This window comes from Burkholderia seminalis DSM 23518 (genome assembly GCF_902832885.1).
GTDB lineage: Bacteria > Pseudomonadota > Gammaproteobacteria > Burkholderiales > Burkholderiaceae > Burkholderia > Burkholderia seminalis.
Window position 1 is genome coordinate 425,199 of the sequence record NZ_CADFDK010000005.1, and the last position, 20,762, is coordinate 445,960.

Genomic DNA, 20,762 nt, shown 5'->3' on the forward strand with positions numbered 1-20,762 from the left:
GGTGGCGCGCGTCGCGTATGTTGTCAGGCCAGTACGGCCTTGGCGGTCTCGACGACGTGCTCGACGGTGAAGCCGAAGTACTTGAACAGCACGCCGGCCGGCGCCGATTCGCCGAACGTGTCGATCCCGACGACGCCGCCTTCCAGGCCGACGTACTTGTGCCAGAAGGCCGTCACGCCCGCTTCGATCGCGACGCGGCGCACGCCGTGCGGCAGCACGCGCTCACGGTATTCGGCGTCCTGGCGGTCGAACACGTTGGTCGACGGCATCGACACGACGCGGGCCGCGATGCCCTGCTGCGCGAGCGGCTCGACGGCCTTCATCGCGAGTTCGACTTCCGAGCCCGTCGCGATCAGGATGATCTTGCGCGCGACGATCTCTTCGTCCCAGTCCTTCAGCACGTAACCGCCCTTCTCGATGTTCGCGATCTGCGCATCGGTACGCGGGTTGAACGCGAGGTTCTGGCGGCTGAAGATCAGGCTCGACGGTCGGTCGGCGGCGACCGCGTGGGTCCACGCGACGGCCGTCTCGACCGTGTCGGCCGGACGCCACACGTCGTGGTTCGGGATCAGGCGCAGGCTCGACACGTGCTCGATCGACTGGTGCGTCGGGCCATCCTCGCCGAGGCCGATCGAATCGTGCGTGAACACGAAGATCGACGGCACCTTCATCAGCGCGGCCACGCGCAGCGCGTTGCGGCTGTAGTCGGAGAACGTCAGGAACGTGCCGCCGAACGGCTTGTGGCCGCCGTGCAGCGCGAGGCCGTTGATCGCGGCGCTCATGCCGAATTCACGCACGCCGTAGTTGATGTGGTTGCCCAGCACGACGCCCGGGCCTTCCGGATTCGCGCGGACCGCCTTCGACGCCTTCCAGTTGGTCAGGTTCGAGCCGGTCAGGTCGGCCGAGCCGCCGAGCAGTTCCGGCAGCGCGGCGGCCAGGCCTTCGATCGCCTGCTGCGACGCCTTGCGGGTCGCGACCGTTTCGGCGCGCTCGTTCGCGCCGGCGATGATCGCCGCGGCCTTTTCAGCCCAGTCGGCCGGCAGCTTGTTGGCCATCCGGCGCTCGAATTCGGCGGCTTCCGCCGGGAACTTCGCGCGATAGGCGGCGAACGTCGCGTCCCATTCGGTTTCGGCGCGTTTGCCGGCTTCCTTCGCGTCCCATGCCGCGTAGACTTCCTGCGGAATCACGAACGGCTCCCACTTCCAGCCGAGCGCTTCGCGCGTCTTCGCGATTTCTTCCGCGCCGAGCGCCGCGCCGTGCACGTCGTGGCCGCCGGCCTTCGTGGCCGCGCCCTGGCCGATCACCGTCTTGCAGCAGATCAGCGTCGGCTTGTCCGACAGCTTCGCCTTCGCGATCGCCGCGTCGACCGCGTCGACGTCATGGCCGTTCACGTTCGGGATCACGTTCCAGCCGTACGCTTCGAAACGCTTCGGCGTGTCGTCGTGGAACCAGTTCACGACGTCGCCGTCGATCGAGATGCCGTTGTCGTCGTACAGCGCGATCAGCTTGTTCAGCTTCAGCGTGCCGGCGAGCGAGCAGGCTTCGTGCGAGATGCCTTCCATCAGGCAGCCGTCGCCGAGGAACACGTACGTGTGGTGATCGACGATCTTCGCGCCGTCACGGTTGAACTCGTCGGCCATCAGCGCTTCGCCGAGCGCCATGCCGACCGCGTTCGCGAGGCCCTGGCCGAGCGGGCCGGTGGTCGTCTCGACGCCCGGCGTGATGCCGTATTCCGGGTGGCCCGGCGTCTTCGAGTGCAGCTGGCGGAAGTTCTTCAGCTCTTCCATCGGCAGGTCGTAGCCGGTCAGGTGCAGCAGCGAGTACAGCAGCATCGAGCCATGACCGTTCGACAGCACGAAGCGGTCGCGATCGGCCCAGTGCGGGTTCGTCGGGTTGTGCTTCAGATGGCGCGACCAGAGCGCGACGCCGATTTCGGCCATGCCCATCGGCATGCCGGGGTGACCGGAGTTCGCTTGCTGGACGGCGTCCATCGCGAGCGCACGGATCGCGTTGGCCATCAGGGTGGTGGAGGCGGGAGACGAAGTCGTCATGTCGAGTCCGGAGAACGAGTCGAGGAAACGGGGGCACGGCGGCATCCGGAAGCGCGAGCGTCGATCGTTCCCGGCGCGTGGTGCGGCGCCTGACGGACGCGAAGCGGACGGAGCCTACGGACGGGGCTGCAAAGCTCGTCATTTTAACAGATGGGCCGACATTTCCCTTGTCGGCGCGTAGTGTTCCGGCACGGTTTTCCGTCGAACCGCCCGCCTCCTATAATTCAGACGTCGGAACTGCCTGCCCCAAGGGTCCGCCCGTGAGCACCACGCTTCTCTTCCACCCTACGCCCCACGCCACCTACGGCTTCCCGAATGCCCGGCGGCTCGCGCGCGTCGCGTCCTCGCACCAGCAGATCGAGGTCTGGGAAACCCCGCAGCTCGGCCGCCTGTTCACGCTGGACGGCCGGCCGATGACGTCGGTCGGCGACGAGTACGTGTATCACGAGTGCATGACGCACCCGGCCGCGCTCGCGCACCCGTCGCCGAAGAAGGCGCTCGTGCTCGGCGGCGGCGACGGCGGCGCGGCCCGCCAGCTGCTCAAGCACGCGTGCATCGAGCGGATCGTGATCGCGGAGCTGGACGACGAGGTGGTCGGGATGGCGCGCCGCTATCTCGACGACGTGCACCAGGGCGCGCTCGACGACCCGCGCGTCGAGGTCGTGATCGGCGACGCCGCGCACTTCGTCGAGTCGACCGTCGAGCATTTCGATCTCGTCGTGTTCGATCTCACGCCGCCCGATTCGCCGGCGGCCGGCCTCTACACGCGTGCGTTCTACGCACGCCTCAAGCGCATTCTCACGCCGTGCGGCGCGATTTCGATGCACCTCGGCTCGCCGATATTCCACGCCACGCGCATCGCCGCGCTGCTCGACGACCTGCGCGCGAGCTTCGCGGTCGTCGATCCGTTGTCCGCGCACGTGCCGCTGTACGGCTCGCAGTGGCTGATGGCGATCGCGAGCGACACGCTCGACGCGGCCGCGCTGTTCGCGCACGACATCGACGATCGCCTCGCGGCCCGCCGCGTCCACGACCTGCGCTACTACGATGCGCGGTTGCATGCGTCCCTCTTTGCCCTGCCGCGCGCGCTGCGCGATACACTGGGCGTTCGCCGCTGAGCGTCCGGGCGGCCGCATCGTTCCGTTTTTCCCGTGGGGTTGCGCATGGTTCGCCGTGCGAAACGCGGAACCGGAATGACCCGGATGCAGCGCCCACCTGGTCCCACAGGAGATTTTCATGACCGATCCACGTCCGGCCAACGTGCCTTGGTTGACGCCCTACCTGGCCGTACGCAACGCGCGCGCGGCCATCGATTTCTTCAAGGCCGCCTTCGGCTTCGCGCTGCGCGACGTGCACGACGAGGACGGTGCGATCATGCACGTCGAGATGACCTACCGCGGCCAGCTGATCGTGATGTTCGCGCCCGAAGGCGCGTTCGGCTCGACCGCGCTCACGCCGAGAAGCGCGAACATGACCGCACCGCAATCCTTCTATCTGTATGTCGACGACGTCGACGCCACCTGGCAGCGCGCGCTCGACGCGGGCGCGAAATCGCTGAGCGCGCCGCAGGACCAGTTCTGGGGCGACCGCTTCGCGCAGATCGAGGATCTCGACGGCTACCGATGGGCGCTTGGACACCGTCTCGACGCATGACCGACACCGCAACACGCATGAACGAAGCCACCACCACCGCGGCCGTGCCGCGCTTTTTCGTCGACGCCGCGTTGCGCGCCGACGCCACGCTCGCGTTGCCGGCCGACGTCGCGCGCCACGCCCAGGTGCTGCGCCTGCAGCCGGGCGACGTGCTCGCGCTGTTCGACGGCACCGGCGGCCAGTACCGCGCCCGGCTCGTCGAGATCGACAAGCGCAACGCGATCGCGCAGATCGAAACGTTCGAACCGGCCGAAGCCGAGCCGCCCTATCGCGTGACGCTCGCGCAGGGAATCGCCGGCGGCGACAAGATGGACTGGGTGATCGAGAAGGCCGTCGAGCTTGGCGTCGCGGCGGTCGTGCCGCTGTCGACCGCGCGCGGCGTCGTGAAGCTGTCCGGCGAACGCGCGGACAAGCGCGTCGCGCACTGGCGCGGCGTCGTGCGTGCGTCGTGCGAGCAGTGCGGACGCAACCGTGTGCCCGACGTCGCGCCGGTCGCCGGCTTCCATACGTGGCTCGACGCGCTGCCGGCCGCACCGGCCGACGGCGAACTGCGGCTGCTGCTGTCGCCGCGCGCGAGCATCCCGTTCGCGTCGCTGCCCGGCACGCCGCCCGCCGCCGCCGTCACGCTGCTGATCGGCCCCGAAGGCGGGCTGTCGCCCGACGAGGAAAACGCGGCGCGCGCCCGCGGCTTCACCGCGCTATCGCTCGGGCCGCGCGTATTGCGCACCGAAACGGCCGGCGCGGCCGTGCTCGCGGCGCTGGCCGCGCGTTGGGGCGGGTGGTAACGAGCGGGGTGTGCCGCCGCGAGGCAGCACGGCCCTTCCCCGCTCGCACGCGACGCGGACGCCGCGGTTCGTCGCACGTTACTTGTCGCTCGACGAGCCGTGCGGCATCGAATCGGACAACGCGTCGACCACCGGCGTCAGCACGTCTCCCGGACTACCGGTCGTCCAGCCGCCTTCCTTGAGGCTGTAGATGTCGATCTTGCCCGCCACCGGATGCGTCACCGGTGCGTCGTCCAGCACCTGCGCGATGCCCGAGAAGATCGTCTTGAGCGACGCAATGCGCGCCGCCTCGCTCTTCAGGCGCCGATTCGGCCCCAGCTTCGCCTCCAGCGCCTTCGCGCCTGGCCCCGCATCGGCCACGCGACACGCGAATTCGACTGTCGCGATCGTCGCGCCCTCGACGTCCGGGTTCGGTTGCTGCGATGACCCGGTCGTCTTGCATGTCGAGCGATTGAGCGCGCGCTGATACGCGGCGGCCATGCTCTCGACCGACGGACGCAACGCGGCACTGGCCTTCGGCGGCATCGGCGCCAGTATCCCGTCGGCCATGTCCCTGCGCATCGACTCGCCCATCGTCGACAGCACGCCGATGTCGAGCGCGTCCTTGCCGCTGTAGCTCTCACGAACCGCGTCGTTGAATTCGCGCGCTTTCGACACGTCGCCGTTGACGAGCGCGCCGATGTAAAGGTCGACGGTCTGCTCGGGCGTCAGCGGCGCGGCATGCGCGGCGCCGGCCGCGACCAGCAGGGGCAGCACGACGGCGCGTGCGGAACGGGAAATATTCATGGGAAGACAGCCCTCTCTCGATGGTTTGTTGTACGCACCCGGTGCGGCGGCTGCCACAGCCGGGCCGACCGGATTGTCCCGAAAAACGGCGCCGGATGAAAGGCGGATGTCGGCAAGCGGCGCGCGCACCGGCCCGGACGCATCGCGCAGGCGCAAAAAAGCCCGCTCGAGGCGGGCTTCCTGCCGGATCGGCCGCGGGCCGGTGCGTGCTTACGCGAACGAGTAGAACACGCGGAACGCGACCTTGCGCTCGGCCCAGAACTCGGCCGCCTCGCGGAACACGTCGAGCAGCGTCTCGCGCCCTTCCTTGTCGAATTTCTGCGCGATCGGCAGCCCTTCGAGAACGATCACGAAACCGGGCTGCGCGCCGGCCTTCGCGACGAGGTCGGTCAGGCAGTCGTACAGTGCATCGTAGTTCTTCCCGAAATGCTTCGGGAACAGGAACGACGTCGCGATCGTTTCCATCACTTCCTGCTTCGACTGCGCGGCGCCGCAATACGCGAACAGGAAGTGCTGGCCGAGCCGGGTGGCTTCGTCGGCGAGATCCTGCACGCGGAACGCGCGGATCGACTGCACGAGATTGGGTCGCACGGTCGTGAAAAGGCTCATAGGCTCCTCGTTCGATGAAAGCCCGGGTTCGGCTTCCTGTTGCTCCGGCGTGCTGCCAGCCTGCGCCGCCGCGTGCAGCTGGATCACGCGCTGAAACAGATTGCCGTCGCCGGCAGCGAACAGATCCGCCGCCGCCGTATCGTGCGCGTAGATGGAGTCGCTCATGCCATTCGTCCCGAAGTCATTCAACAATACGTTTAAAACTGTTGTAGTGGTCGCCCGTGTAGTAACAGTTGTCGATCCGGCGCAAGGGCCCGCCACAGACGATCCGGCGCGCCCCGCGATTGCGGGCACGCGGCGTCGGCACCGTGTACTCATGGTAGTAGCCGCGCTTCGCCTTCGGCAGGATCCGCTCGCGGTTGCCGAATACGACGCCGTCTTTCTCGTACGGATAGGGGCCGCCCGCGCCGATCAGGCCCAGCGTGGTCACGGCCTCGCGCGGAAGACTGGCAACCGGAATCGTATCGAGCCCGCTGGCGGCCACGTCGGCCGGAACGGCCTCCCGTGCGTAAGCGGCGGAAACCAGACTGCCCGTCGGCGTGCCGACGATACCCATCGCGAACATCGCGAAGACGGACGCGAGCGCGCCGTTGCGGAGCCACTTGCGTGCCATGAACCAGGGTTCCCGCTGTTAAATCAAGTAGTTGACGACCAACAAAGGCGTTAGCGTAGCGTTATTGGCCGCGCGAATCAATGTCCGTTTGGGAATCGAAAGCGTCGCGATACCCGGAATCGCGCATTTCTTACCGAAATTACACTACATTTATCTTACATAGGATAAAATCCGGATGGCATCTCGCTGTTGGCAGGACCTGCCTCCCTGCCGCGCTCGCTGTCTGGAGTGGAGAGATGCTGCTTGTTGCTTGCGGGAAGCGCGTTTGCGCCCTGCCCGGCGGCGTGCCCGTTGCGGGCACGCCTCTTTTTGCTTTTGTTTACAATTTTCCCGACGCGCCACGCCGGTTCGACCGGCCTGGCGCGTTCGTTTTGGCTCAGCGCGCCGCGTTCACGTCGGCGACCAGCAGCGCCGCCATGTTGACGATGCGGCGAACGGTCGCCGATTCGGTCAGCACGTGCACCGGCTGCGCGGCGCCCAGCAGGATCGGCCCGATCGCGATGTTGTTGCCGGCGGCCGTCTTCAGCAGGTTGTACGCGATGTTCGCGGCGTCGATGTTGGGCAGGATCAGCAGGTTCGCTTCGCCTTCCAGCGTCGATTCCGGCAGGATTTCCTTGCGCAGCGCGGCGTCGAGCGCGACGTCGCCGTGCATTTCGCCGTCGACCTTCAGCTCCGGCGCGGTTTCCTGCAGGATCGCGAGCGTATCGCGCATCTTCTTCGCCGAAGGCGCGTTGCTCGTGCCGAAATTCGAGTGCGACACCAGCGCGACCTTCGGCTCGATGCCGAAGCGGCGCACTTCCTCTGCCGCCATGATCGTGATCTCGGCCAGTTGCTCCGGGGTCGGATCGACGTTCACGTGCGTGTCGACGAGGAAAATCTGGCGGCCCGGCAGCACGAGGCCGTTCATCGCCGCGTACACGCTGCAGCCCGGGCGCTTGCCGATCACCTGGTCGATGAAGTGCAGGTGGCGGTGCGTGGTGCTGATCGTGCCGCAGATCATCCCGTCCGCTTCCCCCTTCTTCACCAGCATCGAGCCGATCAGCGTCGTGCGGCGGCGCATCTCGACGCGCGCGAGCTGCTCGCTGATGCCCTTGCGCGCCATCATCTTGTAGTACGTCTGCCAGAAGTCGCGGTAGCGCTCGTCGTGCTCGGTGTTGACGACCGTGAAATCGGTGCCCGGCGTCAGGCGCAGGCCGTAGCGCTGGATACGGTGCTCGATCACCGACGGGCGGCCGATCAGGATCGGCTTGGCCAGCTTCTCGTCGACGATGATCTGAACGGCGCGCAACACGCGCTCTTCCTCACCTTCCGCGAACACCACGCGCTTCTTCTCTTCCGACGCGGCGCGCGCGATCTGGAAGATCGGCTTCATCGTCGTGCCGCTGTGATACACGAACTGCTGCAGGTGCTGCTTGTAGGCTTCCATGTCCTCGATCGGGCGCGTCGCGACGCCGCCGTCCATCGCGGCCTGCGCGACGGCCGGCGCGATCTTCACGATCAGGCGCGGATCGAACGGCTTCGGAATCAGGTATTCGGGCCCGAACGACAGATCCTGGATGCCGTACGCGGTCGCGACGATGTCGCTCTGCTCGTGCTGGGCCAGCTCGGCGATCGCGTTGACGGCCGCGATCTCCATTTCACGCGTGATCGTCGTCGCGCCGACGTCGAGCGCGCCGCGGAAGATGAACGGGAAGCACAGGACGTTGTTGACCTGGTTCGGGTAGTCGGTGCGGCCGGTCGCGAGAATCGCGTCGGGGCGCACTTCGAGCGCCGCTTCGGGCAGGATTTCCGGCGTCGGGTTCGCGAGCGCGAGGATCAGCGGACGCTCGGCCATGCCCTTCACCATCTCCTGCTTCAGCACGCCCGCGGCCGACAAGCCGAGGAAGATGTCCGCGCCGTCGATCACTTCGGCCAGCGTCCGGGCGTCGGTTTCGCGCGCGAAACGCTCCTTGTCCGGATCCATCAGCTCGGTGCGGCCCTTGTAAACCACGCCGGCCAGGTCGGTCACCGTGATGTTCTCGAGCGGCAGGCCGATGTCGACCAGCAGGTCGAGACACGCGAGCGCCGCCGCGCCCGCGCCCGAGGCGACGAGCTTGACCTTCTTGATGTCCTTGTTGACGACCTTCAGGCCGTTCGTGACGGCCGCGGCCACGACGATCGCGGTGCCGTGCTGGTCGTCGTGGAACACCGGGATCTTCATTCGCTTGCGCGCTTCGCGCTCGACGATGAAGCAGTCCGGCGCCTTGATGTCTTCCAGGTTGATCCCGCCGAAGGTCGGCTCCAGCGCGGCGATCACGTCGACGAGCTTGTGCGGGTCCGACTCGTTCAGCTCGATGTCGAACACGTCGATGCCCGCGAACTTCTTGAACAGCACGGCCTTGCCTTCCATCACCGGCTTCGACGCGAGCGGGCCGATGTTGCCGAGACCGAGCACCGCCGTGCCGTTCGTGACGACGCCGACCAGGTTGCTGCGCGCGGTGAAGCGCGCGGCGTTGAGCGGATTCTCGACGATCTCCTCGCACGCGTACGCCACACCCGGCGAGTACGCGAGCGCGAGGTCGCGCTGGTTGATCATCTGCTTGGTCGGGGCGATCGCAATTTTCCCGGGCGTCGGGAATTCGTGATAGTCGAGTGCGGCTTCGCGGAGCTTGGCTTTGGAGGAGGCTTGGGTGGACATGTGTCTCGTGACGGGCGGATTAGAATAACTGTTCGACGGCATTGTAGCGCCAATCATCGGCCGCCAGACCGGCGATTCGGGTGCAACAGCCGCGACAAAAATGTACCGGATGGTGCAGAAGCGCCGCCGTTCGCCTCGTACAATGCCGTTCCTTCAACCGTTCCGGATCGCCCGACGTGCCAGCCGCCCTCTCCGAGTTTTCGCTGATCGAACGCTTCTTCACGCGCCGCGCCGCGCAGGGGGCGCGCGCGTCGACGCTCGGGATCGGCGACGATTGCGCGCTGATCACGCCGCGATCCGGGAAATTGCTGGCCATTTCGACGGACATGCTGGTGGAAGGCCGCCATTTCTTTCCCGATGTCGCGCCCGACGCGCTCGGCCACAAGACGCTCGCGGTCAACCTGTCCGATCTCGCGGCGATGGGCGCCGAACCGCGCGCGTTCACGCTCGCCTGCGCGCTGCCGCGCGCCGACGCGGCGTGGCTCGAGGCCTTCAGCAACGGGCTGTTCGCGCTCGCCGAGCGCTACGGCTGCGAGCTGATCGGCGGCGACACGACGAGCGGGCCGCTGAACCTGTGCGTGACCGTGTTCGGCGAAGTCGCGCCCGACGCGGCGCTGCGGCGCGACGCCGCGCGCGACGGCGACGACGTGTGGGTGTCCGGCACGCTCGGCGACGCCCGCGCGGGCCTCGGCGTCGCGCGCGGCGAATGGGCGGCCGGCGCGGCCGAAGCGGCCGCGTTCCGGCGCGCGCTCGAGCGGCCCGAGCCGCGCATCGCGCTCGGCCTGGCGCTCGCGGGCGTCGCGCACGCGGCGCTCGACCTCTCCGACGGCCTCGCCGGCGACCTGCAGCACATCCTGACGCGCTCGAACGTGCGCGCCGAGATCGATGCCGACGCGGTGCCGCGCTCGGCCGCGCTCGCGACGCTGCCGCCCGACGTGCAGCGCCGTTGCACGCTGGCGGGCGGCGACGACTACGAACTGTGCTTCACCGCGCCGGCCGCGGCCCGCGCGGCGGTCGAGGCGGCCGGCGCAACGGCCGGCGTGCCGGTCACGCGAATCGGTACAATACGCGCGATGTCCGCGCCGTCGGCGCTCCCCGCGATCGCGTGGCACGACGCCGCCGGCGCGCCCCTCGCTCTCACGTTGCACGGCTTCGACCACTTCCATGCAGACTGACCCGACGCCCGCGCCTGCCGCGGCCGAGACCGGCGCCGCACCCGACGCGCCGCAGCGCGTGACCGCGCGCTTCATGCTGTCGCACCCGGCGCACATCGTGTCGCTCGGTTTCGGCAGCGGGCTCGCGCCGATCATGCCCGGCACGTTCGGCTCGCTGTTCGGCTGGCTGACGTTCGTCGTGCTCAACCGCTACCTGACGGTGCCCGAATGGTGGGCGTTGATCGCCGTCGGCTTCGCGGCGGGCACGTGGATCACCGGTTTCACCGCGAGGAAGACGGGCAGGTCCGATCCGGGCGCCGTCGTCTGGGACGAAATCGTCGCGATCTGGCTCGTGATGCTGTTCGTCACGCCGGCGACCTTCATCGGCCAGCTGTGGGCGTTCGTCGCGTTCCGCTTCTTCGACATGCTCAAGCCGCCGCCGATCCGCTATTTCGACCGCCGCCTGAAAGGCGGGCTCGGCATCATGGCCGACGACCTGGTCGCCGCGTTCATGACGCTGCTCGTGATCGCCCTGTGGCGCTCCGTCGTCGGCTGACCGATTTCCCGACTCCCGTATCCCGACGCGCATGCCAACCGATTCCGTCGTCCATCAGCTTGCGATCCGCGCAGGCAACAAGCTGCGTGACGAGCACCTGACGCTCGCCACCGCCGAATCCTGCACCGGCGGGATGATCGCCGCGGCGATCACCGACATTTCCGGCAGCAGCCAATGGTTCGAGCGCGGGTTCGTCACGTACTCGAACCAGGCCAAGATCGAGATGATCGGCGTGCCGCCCGACCTGATCGACAAGCACGGCGCCGTCAGCGAGCCCGTCGCGCGCGCGATGGCCGAAGGCGCGCTGCGCAACAGCCGCGCGCAGGTCGCGCTGTCCGTCACGGGCATCGCCGGCCCGGCCGGCGGCAGCGAGAAGAAGCCGGTCGGCACCGTGTCGTTCGGCTGGAGCAACCGGCTGCATACCGACGTCGAGACGCTCGTGTTCAAGGGCGACCGCGAGCAGATCCGCACGCAGGCGGCCGCGCATGCGCTGCGCGGGCTGCTGAAGCTGCTCGACGAGCGCGAAGGCTGACCGGGCCGGGGCGCGCGACGCGGCCCGCTTGCCGCTTACTGGATCGCGTCGGGCTTCACGACGATCCAGTTCTTGTCCGCCGTCACCGGCAGGCCGAGCGATTTCTGCTTCGCGGCCGATTCGTCCGACCACGCGCGGATCTGCGTCATCTGCTTGTCCTTCTTGTTGACCCACACGCGCACGCCGCCGCGCGCGACGTCGGTCGCGTTCAGCAGCATGTAGCCGTCGGACGCCGGCGTGTCGCCCGCGACCAGCACCGGCTTCTTCCACTGGTCGATCCAGCCGACGATCGAACCGAGCTTGCCTTCGTACCACGTCATCGGGTTCATCAGGAACGGCGTGATCACCAGGCTGCGGTTCGCCGCCTCGTCGTACTTGCCGGCCTTGATCTGCAGCCGCGACGTCGTCAGCGCGCCGGTCGCCGGGTTGCGCAGCAGCGTCGTCACGCCGATCACGTTCTGCGGCTTCACGTGGTAGCCGTACTTCGGGTCGGACAGCACGAGCCGCGCGAGCTCCTCGTGCGCGGCCGTCATCACGTAGACGTCGATGCCGTTCTCGCGCAGCGCGGTGTACAGCTCCTGCATGCCGCGGAAGAAGCGCGGCGGGTTCACCGTGCCGTCGACCACCTTGTCGCCCTGCCAGTAGCGGACCGGAACCGGCTTGCCGTCGGCGAGCATCGCGTCGACGTGGCGCTTCAGATCGGCGAGCGACTGCCCGGCGAACGCCTGCGCGATCCACGGGTAGCAGACGAGGTCGTCGATCTCGCACAGCCGGTAGTAATAGCTCGTCAGCGACTCCCGGTAGTCGGCGGAATCCTTGAACGGGATCAGCTTCAGCGACGGGTCGAGCGTGTCGCGCGTCAGCACGCCGCGGTTCTCGAGGTACGGCAGCAGCGATTCCTCGAGGTCGTAGCGGTAGGTCGTGTTGTCGGCGTCGAACACCGCGTAGTCGCCGCGGTGCGCGTGCGCGGCGATCATCGCGTTCAGCGCCTTCGCGCTGTCGGCCGGCCAGTGCGACAGGTCCGCCGCATGGGCGAACGTCATGCACCACGATGCGGCGAACGCGCTCAGGACACGGCGGGACAGCTTGGGCATGGCGTCACTCCCTTTCTTGACATTTTCGTTACAGATCGATGACAAGCGGCAGCATCGCGCGAATGAACGGCGGGCATGCGGTGCGGAAGCGACGGGAAGTTGTTCGTGTGCGCCAGCGCGGCACACACGCGATGAAGGCGCGCGGCCCGCGGGCGCGGGCGCGGCCGGTGGCCGCCCGAACGGGCGGCCGGCATGTCAGCGATGCGCGTTGATCGTGTCGCGCGTCTTCTGCGCGGCGAGCGCCGCGGCTTCGGCGAAGTCCTCGCCCTTGCTCGCGTACAGGATCGCGCGCGACGAGTTGATCATCATGCCGGTGCCGTCGGCCGTGCGGCCCGCGCTGACGGTCGCCTGCACGTCGCCGCCCTGCGCGCCGATGCCGGGGATCAGCAGCGGCATGTCGCCGACGATCCCGCGCACGATCTCGATTTCCTTCGGGAACGTGGCGCCGACCACGAGGCCGAGCTGGCCGTTCCTCGCGTTCCACTTGTTCGCCGCGAGGTCGGCGACGACCTGGTACAGCGGCCGGCCTGGATGGCCGGCCCCGCCCGTTTCGAGGAACTGCAGGTCGGAACCGCCCGGGTTCGACGTGCGGCACAGCACGATCACACCCTTGCCTTCGTGCTCGAAGTACGGCTCGACCGAGTCGTAGCCCATGTACGGGTTCACCGTGACGGCGTCCGCGCGATAGCGCTCGAACGCTTCGCGCGCGTACTGCTCGGCCGTGCTGCCGATGTCGCCGCGCTTCGCGTCGAGGATCACGGGCAGGCCCGGATGCTGGAGGTGGATGTGCGCGATCAGGCGCTCAAGCTGGTCTTCCGCGCGATGCGCGGCGAAGTAGGCGATCTGCGGCTTGAACGCGCTCGCGTACGGCGCGGTCGCGTCGACGATCTGCCGGCAGAATTCGAAGATCGCGTCGGGCTGGCCGTCGAACTGCACGGGAAAGCGCGACGGCTCGGGATCGAGGCCGACGCACAGCAGCGAGTCGGTGCGCTGCCACGCGGCGCGCAGCGATTCGATGAAAGTAAGCGGGGAAGACATGGCGGGTACTCGCGGCAAACCGTTGGTAGACCGCGTATTTTACCCGCGTCGCCGGCGTCCCTCGCGTGTCGCGGCATGGCCGCGTGCATCGACGCGTTCGACGGTGAACGCGAAGCGCCGCGTGAGGCGCTCGCCGGGCGCGAGCAGCGTCATCCCGTGCGCGGCCGCGCCGCCCGGCAGGTTCACCGCATTGATCGGATGATCGACCGGCTCGAAGCAGAAGAAATCCTCGCCCGGCGGCGTGTAGAGCACGTACGCGTCGGCGTCCGCCGCGACGGTCAGCGACAGCCCGCGGCGCGGCCAGCTCACCGTCGCGTGGCCGCCCCAGCCGGTAAACGCGTGATTGACGAGCGCGGCCGGCAGCGGATACGCGACGCCGAACTGCCAGGCCGGCGGCACGCTCACGTGCCGCACCGGCAGGAAATCGGCGCCGGACAACCACAGCCCGCCGGCCGCCGCGGCCAGCTCGGTCACGCTGTCGCGCACGAGAAACGGATGCACGCCGAGCCCGAACGGCAGCCGCGCGCGCCCCGCGTTCTCGATCGTCAGCGCGATCGACAGCGTCGCATCGTCGAGTTCGAACGACTGGATCGCGCGGAACGCATACGGCGCGCCGCCCGCGCGGTCGAGCGACAACTGCAGCGTCGTGCCGGTCGCATCGTCCACCTGCCACGGCGCGAGCCAGCCGTCGCCGTGGATCGGCAGCGGCTCGTCGCGGCGGTTGCGCGGCACCGCGATCTTGCGCCCGTCGCATTCGAAGCGCCCGTCGCCGATCCGGTTCGAGTAAGGCAGCAGCGGATAACACGCGAGCTCGTTCGGGTCCGTCGCCGTCTCCGGGTGCTCGCAGCGGCGGAACACCGGCATCAGCGCGCCGTTGTCGCCGCGCCAGTCGAAGCGCGCGATGCCGCCGCCGAGGTGCGGCAGCACGTCGAGCCGCAACGACGCGTTCGACAGCGTGACGGCCGCCGCATGCGCGGCGCCGACGCCCTGCGCGAACGCGGCCGTCTGCGGGCCGGGGCTGACCGGCTGCGCGGCGGCGGCCAGGCGCGCGCGGCGCGACTGGCTGGTGGACGACGATGCGTGCGAGGACGGGGCGGTCATGGCGAACTCCTTTCCTTCGTCGAGGAAACGATGCAGGTCGGTGCGAACGGGTCAGGCCCAGCCGCCGTCGACGATCACGTCCTGCGCGGTGATCATCCGGCTGTCGTCGGCCGCGAGAAACAGCGCCATCCGCGCGAGGTCGGCCGGCAGCAGCTCGGCGTCGATGCACTGGCCGGCCTTGATCGCCGCGCGGCCCGCGTCGTCGAGCCACAGCCGGCGCTGCTTGTCGGTCATCACCCAGCCCGGCACCAGCGAATTCACGCGGATGCCGAACGGGCCGAGGTCGCGCGCGAGCCCGCGCGTGAGCCCCTGCACGGCGGCCTTCGCCATCACGTAGACGGGATAACCGCCGTTTTTCAGCATCCAGCTGATCGAGCCGAGATTGATGATCGCGCCGCCGCCCTGCTGCTTCATGTCGTCGATCACCGCCTGCGCGGCGAAGAACTGGTGGCGCAGGTTCACCGCGATGCCCGCGTCGAACGCGTCGGGCGTCACGTCGCCGATCGCGTGGCGCGCGTCGTTCGCCGCGTTGTTCACGAGCACCGCGATCGCGCCGATGCGCGCGCGGATCGCGTCGATCGCACGGCGCAGCGCGTCGATGTCGGTCAGGTCGCACTGGATGAACAGCGGCGCGTGGCGCACGTGCGCGAGGCTGTCCGCCAGCGCGGCGCCCGCGGCCGCGTCGAGGTCGACGAACGCGACGCGCGCGCCCTGCGCGGCGAAGTGCTCGACGAACGCCGCGCCGATGCCGGTCGCGCCGCCCGTGATCAGCACCGCGCGATCCTCGAGGCTCGGGTATCGCGCGTATCGCGCGGCGCTCGCGCCGTGCGCGGAAGTGTCGATGGTCATGCGGTTCGTCTCCGTGGAAACCGGTCGGTCAATCGCGTACGCCGCGGTTCTTCAGCTGGTCGAGCAGCACGGCCGCGAGCAGGATCGCGCCGCGCACGAGGTACTGGTAGAACGCGTCGATGTTCAACAGGTTCATCACGTTCTCGACGGTGCCCATGATCAGCACGCCGATCACGACGCCGGAGATCGTCGCACGGCCGCCCATCAGCGACACGCCGCCGAGCACGCACGCGGAAATCACGTTCAGTTCGAAGCCCTGCGCGGCGTTCGGCTGGCCCGACGTGATGCGCGATGCGAGGATCACGCCCGCGAGCGCCGTCACCGCGCCCTGGATCAGGAAGATGTAGACGCGCGTGCGTTCGACGTTGATCCCCGCGAGCCGCGATGCCTCGGGGTTGCCGCCGATCGCGAGCGTGTTGCGGCCGTATACCGTCTGGTTCAGCAGCACGCCGAACGCGATGAAGCACAGCAGCGTGACCCAGATCGGCAACGACACGCCGAAGAGCGTGAGCCCGCCGAGCGCGATGAAGGTATCCGACGACACGCCGACCGCCTGCCCTTTCGACACGATGAAGCCGAGCCCGCGCACGATCTCCATCGTCGCGAGCGTCGTGATCAGCGCGTTGATGCGCAGGTACGCGATCACCGCGCCGTTCACGAAGCCGATCGCGGCGCCGGCCGCGACCGCCGCGACGATCGCGACGAACGTGTTGTCGGTCGCGTTCAGCACCATCGCGCACAGCACGCCGGAGAACGCGACGGTCGAGCCGATCGACAGGTCGAAGTCGCGCGACGCGAGACAGAACATCATCGTGCACGCGACCATGCCGATCTGCGAGATCGACAACGCGAGGCCGAGCATGTTGTCGATCGAGAAGAAATGATCGACCGTCAGCGACATCGTGATGAACATCACCGCGAAGATCGCGATCAGGCTGTATTCGGTCAGGTGCTGCCACCACTTCTGGCGGTCGCCCTGCTGTGGAACCAGCGCGTCGGCCGTCGGCTTCACGGCGGCGCTGGCGAGGTTTTCGTTGACTTGCATGGTGTGTCTCCTGCTCCTGCTTCGCGCGGCCCGCGCCGCGCAGGTTCGATTCGATTGTCGCCGGTCGCGTCAGGCTGCCTCGACCGCGCTCGTCTGCGGCAGCGCGAGGCTCAGCACCGCGTGCTCGTTCGCCCGTTCGCGCGGCAGCTCGCCGGCGATCCGGCCTTCGCGCATCACGACGATGCGGTCGGACACGCCGAGCACTTCCGGCAGCTCCGACGACACCATCACGATCGCGCAGCCGCGCTCCGCGAGCCGGTAGATCACGTCGTAGATCTCGTGCTTCGCGCCGACGTCGATCCCGCGCGTCGGCTCGTCGAGGATCACGACCTTCAGGTCGGGCTCCGCCAGCCAGCGCGACAGGATCGCCTTCTGCTGGTTGCCGCCCGACAGGAAGCGGATCTTCTGGCGCCGGTTCGGCGTCTTGATCTTCAGCCGCTGGATGAAGCGGTCGGCCGTTTCGCTTTCGGCCTTGCGGTTGATGAACAGCCCCGCGCGCAGCGAATGGCGGCGGCAACTGATGTTGATGTTCTCCGCGACCGACGCGATCGCGATGATCCCTTCTTCCTTGCGGTCCTCGGGGCACAGCACGATGCCGTGGCGGATCGCGTCGCCGGTGCGCTTCACGTCGATGCGCGCGCCGTCGAGCGTCAGCACGCCCGCGCGCCGGTGGTCCGCGCCGTACACGAGCCGCATCAGTTCGCTGCGGCCCGCGCCCACCAGCCCGAAGAAGCCGACGATCTCGCCCGCGCGCACCGAGAAGCTCGCGGGTTCGCGCAGCGCATGGCCGTCGATGCCTTCGGCGGAGAACCGCACGTCGCCGAGCGCGCGCGGCGCGTAATGGTAGATGTCCGAAATCTCGCGCCCGACCATCTCGGCGACGAGCCGTTCACGCGGCACGTCGGCGAGCGACTCGTGCGACGCGATCTTGCGCCCGTCGCGGAAAATCGTGCACGCATTGCAGAGCCGGTAGATCTCGTCCATCCGGTGCGAGATGTAGATCAGCGCGCGGCCCTGCGCACGCAAGTCGTCGACGAGCTTGAACAGCACCTCGGTCTCGCGATGCGACAGCGAACTGGTCGGTTCGTCGAGCGCGATCACGCGCGCATTGCGCATCAGCGCCTTGCAGATCTCGACCATCTGCCGCTGCGCGATCGACAGCCGCCCGAGCTTCGCGTCGGGATCGAGGTCGACGCCCATCGCCGCGAGCCGCTCGCGCACGTAGCGCTTCGCCTCGCGCTTCCTCACCCAGCCGAACGCGTTCGGCAGGCGGCCGAGCAGCAGGTTTTCCGCGACCGTCAGGTCGGGGACGTACTGCAGCTCCTGGTGAATCACCGCGATGCCGGCCGCGATCGACGCGGCCGCATTCGCGAACTGCACGGGCTGGCCGTCGACCAGCACGCTGCCCGCATCGGGCTGGTATTCGCCGCCGAGAATCTTCAACAGCGTCGACTTGCCCGCGCCGTTCTCGCCCATCAGGCCATGCACTTCGCCCGCCTGCACGTCGAACGAAATGCCGTCGAGTGCGCGCACGCCGGGAAATACCTTGCCGATATTGTCAAAACGCAGTGCCGCTGACACGTCGTCTCTCCACTTCCGAAATCGATCGACCGCCGGCCGCCGCATCGCCGCGGCAGCCGGCGGGCCGCTTACTTCGACGCGAGCCCCATCTCGTCGCGTACCTTCGACACGTTGTCGCGCGTCGCGAGCATGCCCGTCGTCAGCGTCAGCGGCGGCGGCGCCTTGCCCTGCGTGATCCACGTGTACATCAGGTCCGAGGTTTCCTCGCCGTGGCGCTTCGGGCTGATGATCACGGTGCCGTAGAAGCCCGTCGGCTGCGGCTTCTTGAACTCGTTCAGCGCCGAGTCGGACCCGCCGATGCCGATGCCGATCATGTTGTCGGCCTTGAAGCCGCGCCCTTCGGCCGCGCGTACCGCGCCGAGCACGGCCTCGTCGTTCAGCCCGTACGCGACCCAGTGCTTGAACTGCGGGTTCTTCGTGAGCGCGATGTTCGCCGCGTTGAACGCGTTTTCCGTATCGGTCTTCGCCTGCGGCGCCGCGATCACGTTCGCCTTCGGGAAGCCGGCGGCCACCAGCGCGTCGGTCGCGCCGCTCGTGCGGTCGTGCGCGGTCGGCAGCTGCTCGTAGGTGATGTCGATCGCGCCGACGTCCTTCATGTCCCAGCCGCGCTTCTTGATCTCGGCCGCGATGCCGTCGCCGACCTGCTTGCCGATGTTGTACGCGGAGATCCCCATGTGCGGGACCGACTCGATCGGCTTGCCCGCGCCGTCGACGAGGCGGTCGTCGACCGTCATCATCTTCAGGTTGTGCGACTTCGCCTTCGCGACGATGCCCGGCCCGAGCTTCACGTCGGGCGTGCAGATGATGAAGCCCTGCGCCTTCTGCGCGGACAGGTTGTCGATCGCGCTCATCACCTTCTCGCCGGACGGCGCGCCGATCTTCACGAGCGTGAAGCCCTTTTGTTTCGCCGCGATTTCGGCGAACTTCCACTCGTCCTGGAACCACGGCTCTTCCGGCTGCTTCACCAGGAAACCGATCTTGACCGGGTCGGCCGCGTGCGCGACCGGGCTGCCCATCACCACCGCGGCCGCGGCCGCCAGCGTTACGAACGTTCTGCGTTTCATCTCCAGTGTCTCCTTGTTTTCATCGAACAGGATGCAGCCGCTTGTTGGTTTCGACGCAGCGTGCGCGCGGCCGTCGCACGTGCGGTCTTTCGAATCGTTGCGTCAGTCGTGGTACAGCGCCGCGCGCCCGCCGTCGACGGTGATGCAGGCGGCATTGATGAACGGTGCCTCGTCGGACGCCAGGAACACGGCTGTCATCGCGACCTCCTCCGGCCGGCCGATCCGCTTCATCGGCTGCAGCGCGAGCGTCGCGGCGCGCGCGGCGGCCGGATCGGGTTGCGCGTCCCACCAGTCGCGCGTGAGCTGTGTCTCGATGTAGCCCGGCGCGATCGCGTTCACGCGCACGTTGCGCGCCGCGTATTCGATGCCGAGCGCGCGCGTGAGACCGAGCACGCCGTGCTTCGCGACCGGGTACGGAAAGCAGCCCGGGATGATCCTGAATGCATGCGTCGACGCGATGTTCACGATGCTGCCGCGGCCGCGCTCGACCATTCCCTCCAGCGCCGCGCGGCAACCGTGCCACACGCCGTCGAGATCGACCGCGAAGCAGCGGCGCCAGTCGTCGTCGGTCATCGTCAGCGGATCGGCGAACACGTTGATGCCCGCGTTGTTCACGAGCACGTCGAGCGGACCGAACGCCGCTTCGGTCCGCGCGAGCGCATCGCGCACCGCATCCTGCCGCGCGACGTCGGCCTGCAGCGGCAACACGCGCGCGCCGTCGAATTCGCGCGCGATCGCGGCGGCCGTGTGCTGCGCCTGCGGGAAATCGAGATCGACGAGCGCGACGGCCGCGCCCTCGCGAACGAACGCGCGGGCGATCGCGGCGCCGATACCCCGGCCCGCGCCCGTCACCATCGCGACCTTGCCCGCGAGGCGGCCCATCATGCCGCTCCGCCGCGCGCGACGCGCAAGCCGGCCTGGAACGCGCGCGCGTTCACCGCCGTCGTGTCGGCCGACTGGCCGGGCCGGTACAGCGCCGAGCCGAGGCCGAAGCCGTTCGCGCCCGCGTCGAGGAACGGCGCCATGTTGTCGGGCGAAATGCCGCCGACCGGGATCAGCGGCACCGCGCGGTCGATCACCGCGCGCCATGCCTTCACGACCGGCACGCCGAGCTGTTCGGCCGGGAACATCTTCAGCACGTCGGCGCCGTGCGTCAGGGCCGCGAACGCCTCGGTCGGCGTCGCGACGCCCGGTGCGCTCGCGAGGCCGCGCTCGCGGGCGCGGCGGATCACCGCCGCGTCGCTGTGCGGCATCACGATCAGCGCGCCGCCCGCGTCCTGCACGCGGTCGACGTACTCGGCACGCAGCACGGTGCCCGCGCCGACGATCGCGTCGTCCGGCAGCGCGCGCCGCAGCGCCGCGATGCTGTCGAACGGATCCGGCGAGTTGAGCGGCACTTCGACGATCCGGAAGCCGGCCTCGTACAGCGCGCGGCCGTGGTCGGCCGCCTCGGCGGGCGTGATGCCGCGCATGATCGCGATCAGCGGACACGCGTCGAACGCGCGCATCAGGGCGGCGTGGGGCGTGTACGGCGCGGGCAAGGTCAGGTCGGACGGCATCGAAGATTCCTCTGC

Annotated in this window: 20 protein-coding genes; 6 read left to right on the top strand and 14 right to left on the bottom strand. The window is 68.6% G+C overall.

The features are described 5' to 3' along the window. Nucleotides 1-23: 23 nt before the first annotated feature. Nucleotides 24-2,096, bottom strand: a complete 2,073-nt coding sequence (gene tkt / locus HWX00_RS18930; protein WP_034186416.1) for a transketolase — start codon at nt 2,094-2,096, stop codon at nt 24-26. 215 nt (nt 2,097-2,311) lie between these two features. On the opposite strand from tkt, the gene speE reads away from it, so the two are divergent. The 3 genes from speE (at nt 2,312) to HWX00_RS18945 (ending at nt 4,489) form a co-directional block, all read left to right on the top strand. After that, a complete protein-coding gene (speE, locus tag HWX00_RS18935) occupies nt 2,312-3,169 on the top strand; it encodes a polyamine aminopropyltransferase (protein ID WP_175029130.1) in 858 nt (285 codons plus the stop codon). Nucleotides 3,170-3,287: 118 nt separating this feature from the next. Beyond that, on the top strand, nt 3,288-3,704 hold the full coding sequence (locus HWX00_RS18940) for a VOC family protein (RefSeq protein ID WP_034186414.1): 417 nt from the start codon (nt 3,288-3,290) through the stop codon (nt 3,702-3,704). Between the two features lie 17 nt (nt 3,705-3,721). Beyond that, nucleotides 3,722-4,489 (top strand): 16S rRNA (uracil(1498)-N(3))-methyltransferase, encoded by a 768-nt coding sequence (locus HWX00_RS18945; RefSeq protein WP_034186446.1) that lies wholly within the window; start codon nt 3,722-3,724, stop codon nt 4,487-4,489. A gap of 78 nt (nt 4,490-4,567) precedes the next feature. Here HWX00_RS18945 and HWX00_RS18950 read toward each other — a convergent pair whose 3' ends face one another. The 4 genes from HWX00_RS18950 to HWX00_RS18965 all read right to left on the bottom strand — a co-directional run bounded on the left by HWX00_RS18950 (nt 4,568) and on the right by HWX00_RS18965 (nt 9,216). Beyond that, a complete protein-coding gene (locus HWX00_RS18950; protein WP_049028426.1) occupies nt 4,568-5,275 on the bottom strand; it encodes a hypothetical protein in 708 nt (235 codons plus the stop codon). Nucleotides 5,276-5,485: 210 nt separating this feature from the next. Beyond that, nucleotides 5,486-6,049 (bottom strand): barstar family protein, encoded by a 564-nt coding sequence (locus HWX00_RS18955; protein ID WP_034186412.1) that lies wholly within the window; start codon nt 6,047-6,049, stop codon nt 5,486-5,488. A gap of 16 nt (nt 6,050-6,065) precedes the next feature. Beyond that, nucleotides 6,066-6,497 carry a guanyl-specific ribonuclease gene (locus HWX00_RS18960; protein ID WP_034186411.1) on the bottom strand — a complete coding sequence of 144 codons (432 nt, stop codon included), beginning with the start codon at nt 6,495-6,497 and terminating at the stop codon, nt 6,066-6,068. A 376-nt stretch (nt 6,498-6,873) separates the two neighbouring features. Beyond that, nucleotides 6,874-9,216 (bottom strand): NADP-dependent malic enzyme, encoded by a 2,343-nt coding sequence (locus HWX00_RS18965; RefSeq protein ID WP_269465996.1) that lies wholly within the window; start codon nt 9,214-9,216, stop codon nt 6,874-6,876. 134 nt (nt 9,217-9,350) lie between these two features. Here HWX00_RS18965 and thiL point away from each other — a divergent pair, with 134 nt between their 5' ends. Genes thiL through HWX00_RS18980 form a run of 3 tightly spaced genes read left to right on the top strand, consistent with a single transcriptional unit; the run spans nt 9,351 to nt 11,416 of the window. Further along, nucleotides 9,351-10,349 carry a thiamine-phosphate kinase gene (gene thiL / locus HWX00_RS18970; RefSeq protein WP_059558041.1) on the top strand — a complete coding sequence of 333 codons (999 nt, stop codon included), beginning with the start codon at nt 9,351-9,353 and terminating at the stop codon, nt 10,347-10,349. Then, nucleotides 10,339-10,884 (top strand): phosphatidylglycerophosphatase A family protein, encoded by a 546-nt coding sequence (locus tag HWX00_RS18975; protein ID WP_034186408.1) that lies wholly within the window; start codon nt 10,339-10,341, stop codon nt 10,882-10,884. The genes thiL and HWX00_RS18975 overlap by 11 nt, the downstream gene beginning before the upstream one ends. 31 nt (nt 10,885-10,915) lie before the next feature. Beyond that, entirely contained in the window at nt 10,916-11,416 is a 501-nt protein-coding gene (locus HWX00_RS18980; protein WP_034186407.1) for a CinA family protein, read from the top strand. A 35-nt stretch (nt 11,417-11,451) separates the two neighbouring features. On the opposite strand, the gene HWX00_RS18985 is transcribed toward HWX00_RS18980, so the two are convergent. From HWX00_RS18985 to HWX00_RS19025, 9 genes are all read right to left on the bottom strand, one after another. Beyond that, on the bottom strand, nt 11,452-12,510 hold the full coding sequence (locus HWX00_RS18985) for an HAD family hydrolase (protein ID WP_049030189.1): 1,059 nt from the start codon (nt 12,508-12,510) through the stop codon (nt 11,452-11,454). A gap of 195 nt (nt 12,511-12,705) precedes the next feature. Beyond that, nucleotides 12,706-13,548 (bottom strand): orotidine-5'-phosphate decarboxylase, encoded by an 843-nt coding sequence (gene pyrF / locus HWX00_RS18990; RefSeq protein ID WP_034186405.1) that lies wholly within the window; start codon nt 13,546-13,548, stop codon nt 12,706-12,708. Nucleotides 13,549-13,587: 39 nt separating this feature from the next. Beyond that, the gene (locus tag HWX00_RS18995) at nt 13,588-14,649 is read right to left on the bottom strand and encodes an aldose 1-epimerase (RefSeq protein ID WP_059558043.1); all 1,062 of its coding nucleotides are present in this window, start codon (nt 14,647-14,649) and stop codon (nt 13,588-13,590) included. Nucleotides 14,650-14,700: 51 nt separating this feature from the next. After that, on the bottom strand, nt 14,701-15,498 hold the full coding sequence (locus HWX00_RS19000; protein WP_034186403.1) for an SDR family NAD(P)-dependent oxidoreductase: 798 nt from the start codon (nt 15,496-15,498) through the stop codon (nt 14,701-14,703). A gap of 28 nt (nt 15,499-15,526) precedes the next feature. Beyond that, nucleotides 15,527-16,543 (bottom strand): L-arabinose ABC transporter permease AraH, encoded by a 1,017-nt coding sequence (gene araH, locus HWX00_RS19005; protein ID WP_034186402.1) that lies wholly within the window; start codon nt 16,541-16,543, stop codon nt 15,527-15,529. Nucleotides 16,544-16,612: 69 nt separating this feature from the next. Further along, a complete protein-coding gene (gene araG / locus HWX00_RS19010) occupies nt 16,613-18,124 on the bottom strand; it encodes an L-arabinose ABC transporter ATP-binding protein AraG (RefSeq protein WP_034186401.1) in 1,512 nt (503 codons plus the stop codon). Between the two features lie 68 nt (nt 18,125-18,192). Next, nucleotides 18,193-19,188 carry an arabinose ABC transporter substrate-binding protein gene (locus HWX00_RS19015; RefSeq protein WP_049030988.1) on the bottom strand — a complete coding sequence of 332 codons (996 nt, stop codon included), beginning with the start codon at nt 19,186-19,188 and terminating at the stop codon, nt 18,193-18,195. Nucleotides 19,189-19,290: 102 nt separating this feature from the next. Beyond that, nucleotides 19,291-20,070: an SDR family oxidoreductase gene (locus tag HWX00_RS19020; protein ID WP_059558089.1), complete on the bottom strand. Its 780-nt coding sequence runs from the start codon at nt 20,068-20,070 to the stop codon at nt 19,291-19,293. Next, a complete protein-coding gene (locus tag HWX00_RS19025) occupies nt 20,070-20,747 on the bottom strand; it encodes a 2-dehydro-3-deoxy-6-phosphogalactonate aldolase (protein WP_059558047.1) in 678 nt (225 codons plus the stop codon). Before HWX00_RS19025 ends, HWX00_RS19020 begins: the two co-directional genes overlap by 1 nt. Nucleotides 20,748-20,762 lie beyond the last annotated feature (15 nt).